The organism is Rhizomonospora bruguierae (assembly GCF_018397995.1).
GTDB classification, from domain to species: domain Bacteria; phylum Actinomycetota; class Actinomycetes; order Mycobacteriales; family Micromonosporaceae; genus Rhizomonospora; species Rhizomonospora bruguierae.
This window is the reverse complement of the sequence record NZ_BBQH01000069.1, coordinates 1-4,034: the sequence shown is the minus strand read 5'-3', so window position 1 is coordinate 4,034 and position 4,034 is coordinate 1. Positions and strand designations below refer to the sequence as shown.

Below are 4,034 nucleotides of genomic sequence, written 5' to 3'. Positions count from 1 at the left end.
AAGCCCGCATTCGCCAACGCCTGACGAATCACCCGCTGCTGCGACGGACCATTCGGCGCGGTGAACCCGTTGCTGGCACCATCCTGATTCACCGCCGAACCCGCCACCACCGCCAACACCCGGTGGCCGTTGCGCCGCGCGTCGGACAGCCGCTCCAACACCAGCACGCCCACGCCCTCGGAGCAGGACACGCCGTCGGCCGCGTCGGCGAAGGACTTGCAGCGGCCGTCGGGGGCGAGGCCGCGTTGCTCGCTGAAGTACACGAACATGCCGGGCGTGGCCATCACCGTGACGCCGCCGGCCAGGGCGAGTGAGCAGTCGCCACGGCGCAGGGCCTGGGCGGCCCAGTGGATCGCGACCAGAGACGACGAGCAGGCGGTGTCGACGCTGACCGCCGGGCCCTCCAGACCCAGCGTGTAGGCGACCCGGCCGGAGACCAGGCTGCCCGCGCTGGAGCCGCCCGCAGCGTCGCCGAGGGCGTAGTCGTGGTACATGACACCGGCGAAGACGCCGGTCGGGCTGCCCTTCAGCGCGGTCGGGTCGAGGCCGGCCCGCTCGATCGCCTCCCACGCGGTCTCCAGCAGGAGTCGCTGCTGCGGGTCCATGCCGAGGGCCTCGTTCGGGCTGATGCCGAAGAAGCCGGGATCGAAGTCGGCGGCGGCGTAGAGGAAGCCGCCGTTGCGGGAGTAGGCGGTGCCGGCGTGGCCCGGCTCGGGGTCGTAGAGGTCGGGGTCCCAACCGCGGTCGGTGGGGAACTCGCCGATCGCGTCGACGCCGTCGGCAACCAGCCGCCAGAGGTCCTCGGGGCTCGAGACGTCGCCGGGATACCGGCAGGCCATCCCGACGATCGCGATCGGCTCGTTGGCCTCCTGCTCCGCCTGGTCGAGCCGGCGACGAGCGTCGCGCAAGTCCGCAGTGGCCCTCTTCAGGTATTCAAGCAGCCTCTGCTCGTTGCTCACGTGGTCCACCCCTCACGCCCTGGAAGCGATGCCGGCGAGCGGATGCGGAGCGATCCATCGACGATGTTCGGCCTAACCGCCGCCAGTTCGAACGCTAACCAGGGGTCTTGGGCGGGCCAACCCTTACCACCCGCACCGGACCCCAGTCGCGAGGGCGGGGCGGCCAGCGGCACACTGCGCCGCCGGCCGTCCACCGATCAGGGGGTAGGGGTCCCCAGCTCGAGGTCGAGGATGTCGAACAGGTCGTCGGCGGTCGCCGAGTCCAGATCGGCCTCGCCCGCCTCATCGGGGTCGTCGCCCGGTTCGGCGCCGCGGCGGCCGTCCATCCAGCGGGCGGCCAGCGTCCGCAGCCGGGTCGCGACACGGCGGTGCTCACGGTCGTCGAGGGCGACCGCCTCGGCGAGCGACCGCTCGAGGCGGGCCAGCTCCGCCTCCAGGCCGGGGCCCGCGCTACTCGAAGGGCTCAGAATCTCCTGAATGTACGCGGAGACGGTGGCCACGGACGGGTAGTCGAAGATCAGCGTCGCCGGTAGCCGCACCCCGGTGGCGGTGTTCAGCGCGTTGCGTAGCTCCAACGCGGACATCGAGTCGAAGCCGAGGTCGCCGAACGCGCGGTCGGGCTCGATGGCGTCCGCGGACGCGTGGCCCAGGACCGTGGCGACGTGGGCGCGGACGGTGCCGAGGATCAGCTCGGCACGGTCCGGCCCGTCGAGGCCGGCCAGCCGCTGCCGCAGCGCCCCAGCCCCGGCCAGGGACGGCGTGGTGCGGCGGCGCACCGGCGGTACCAACGCCCGGAGCAGGGCGGGAGGCTCGCCTCCGGCGGCGCGCAGCGCGCCGACGTCGACCCGCAGCGGCACGCACACTCCCGCGCCGCTGGCCACGCCGGCATCGAACAACCGCAGGCCGTCGGCGATCGAGAGCATCGGCAGCCCGGACCGGGCCATACGGTGCACGTCCGCCGCGCCGAGCATTCCGGTCAGCCCCGTTGCCGCGTCCCACAGGCCGTAGGCGAGCGACACAGCCGGCAGCCCTTCCGCCCGGCGCTTCTCCGCCAGGCCGTCGAGGAAGGCATTGGCCGCCGCGTAGTTGCCCTGCCCAGCGGCCAGGACGAGTCCGCCCGCGGAGGACAGCAGGACGAACGCGCGCAACCGGAGATGCCGGGTGAGCTCGTGGAGGTGCCAGGCGGCATCGGCCTTGGGCGCGAACACCGCCTCGACCCGCTCGGGCGTCAGCGTACCGATGAGACCGTTGTCCGCCACCCCGGCGGCATGCACGACCCCTATCAGGTCCGGGAGTCCGGCGATCAGATCCGCGACCGCCGACCGCCGCGACACGTCACAGGCCACGACCGACACCTCGGCACCCAGCGCGGTCAGGTCGGCGTGCAGCTCCGCGGCGCCGGGCGCGTCCGGGCCCCGCCGACTGGTCAGCACCAGACGGCGCACCCCGTGCGCCGCCACCAGGTGACGGGCCACCAACGCGCCCAGCCCGCCGGTACCACCGGTCACCAGCACCGTTCCATCGGCGTCCCATGGCGACGGTGCGTCAGCGGCCGGGATCCGCGCCAGCCTGGGAACATGCACCTGCCCCTCGCGGATCGCCAGCTGCGGCTCGCCGGACGCGACGGCCTGCCCCAGCCGCGCCCACGAGACGTCCCGCCCGTCCACCTCCACCAGCACGAACCGGCCAGGATGCTCCGCCTGCGCCGCGCGAACCAGACCCGGCACCCCCGCGACGTCCTGCACCGCCACCACCAACCGCGAGTCCTCGAACCGCCCATCGGCCAGCCACTCCTGCACCCGGCCCAACACCAGACCGGTCGCCGCATGCGCGGCAGCCAGCCGATCCTGGCCCGCACCCGCGGCACAGCGCAGCACCGTCACCCCTGGCACCGGCCCATCGGCGGGCAGGTCGTCCCACGCGACCCACTCGGCCGCCTCATGACCGCTTACCCGCAGGGGCTGCCAGTCGATGCGGAACAGGTCGTCCGTGCCGGACTGGTTGAGCTGGGCCACGGAGATCGGACGGGAGCGTAGCCCGCCGACCGTGAGAACCGGGCCACCGTGCTCGTCGGTGATGGTCAGTGCCAGACCGTCCTCGTGGGCGACCGGGGCGATGTGGGCGCGGACCCGCGTAGCGCCGGTGGCGTGCAGCCGGACGTTGCTCCAGACGAAGGGCAGCAGGGGTTCGCCACCGGCCGTGGCGTCGTTGCGGACGAGCGCCGCGTGCATGGTGGCGTCGAGCAGCGCAGGATGGATCTCGAAGCCGGGGTCCGTCTCCGGCAGCGCGACCGTCGCATAGATGTCGTCGTCGGCCCGCCACGCTTCCGTCAGCCCTTGGAACGCGGGTCCATACCGGTACCCGGCTGCGGCGAGGTCGTCATAGGCGGTGTCCAGGTCGATCGGCACGGCGCCGGGGACTGGCCAGGACGAGAACGCGGACGGCGTCAGTTCGGCGGCCATCCCCAGAACACCCTCGGCGTGCAGCGTCCATTCCATGCCCTCCACCCGCGAGTACACCGAAACGGTACGACGGCCGGTGTCATCAGCAGCACCAACAACAACCTGCACCGCGACCCCACCCTCGCCCCGCAACACCAACGGCGCCTGCAACGCAAGCTCCTCCACCACGTCACAGCCCACCTGCCCAGCGGCAAACAACACCAAGTCAACGAACGCCGCCCCCGGCAGCAACACACTGCCCACAATGTTGTGATCAACAACCCACGGCTGCAACAACGCCGACACCCGACCGGTAAACGTCACCGCATCACTGTCCGGCGCCGGAACCGCCGCCACCAGAACCGGATGCGCCAACGCCGTCTGACCCGCCGCACCCACATCACCACCACCAACCACCGCATTCGTCCAATACCGCTGCCGCTGGAACGGGTACGTCGGCAGGTCAACCACATTGGCCTTGGGCAGCACCGCCGCCCAATCCACGTGCTGGCCGGTAGTGTGCAACTGAGCCACCGCACCGATCAGCGTCTCAGTCTCACTCTGCTCCCGCCGGCTGGCCGGCACCGCCCCTTCCGTCAATGGAGTCAAGACCGCGTCCGGCCCGACCTCCAGA

At 72.0% G+C, this 4,034-nt stretch carries 2 protein-coding genes and 1 pseudogene; all 3 read right to left on the bottom strand.

All coding sequences use genetic code 11. The features are described 5' to 3' along the window. Window positions 1-959: beta-ketoacyl synthase N-terminal-like domain-containing protein (locus KJS59_RS25170; protein WP_213455443.1), on the bottom strand; the 959-nt coding region annotated here is incomplete at its 3' end. Between the two features lie 197 nt (window positions 960-1,156). Beyond that, entirely contained in the window at window positions 1,157-3,457 is a 2,301-nt protein-coding gene (locus KJS59_RS25165) for a type I polyketide synthase (RefSeq protein WP_376771264.1), read from the bottom strand. 69 nt (window positions 3,458-3,526) lie between these two features. After that, window positions 3,527-3,724 (bottom strand): annotated as a pseudogene (locus KJS59_RS32340) (hypothetical protein); the annotation flags it as partial. Window positions 3,725-4,034 lie beyond the last annotated feature (310 nt).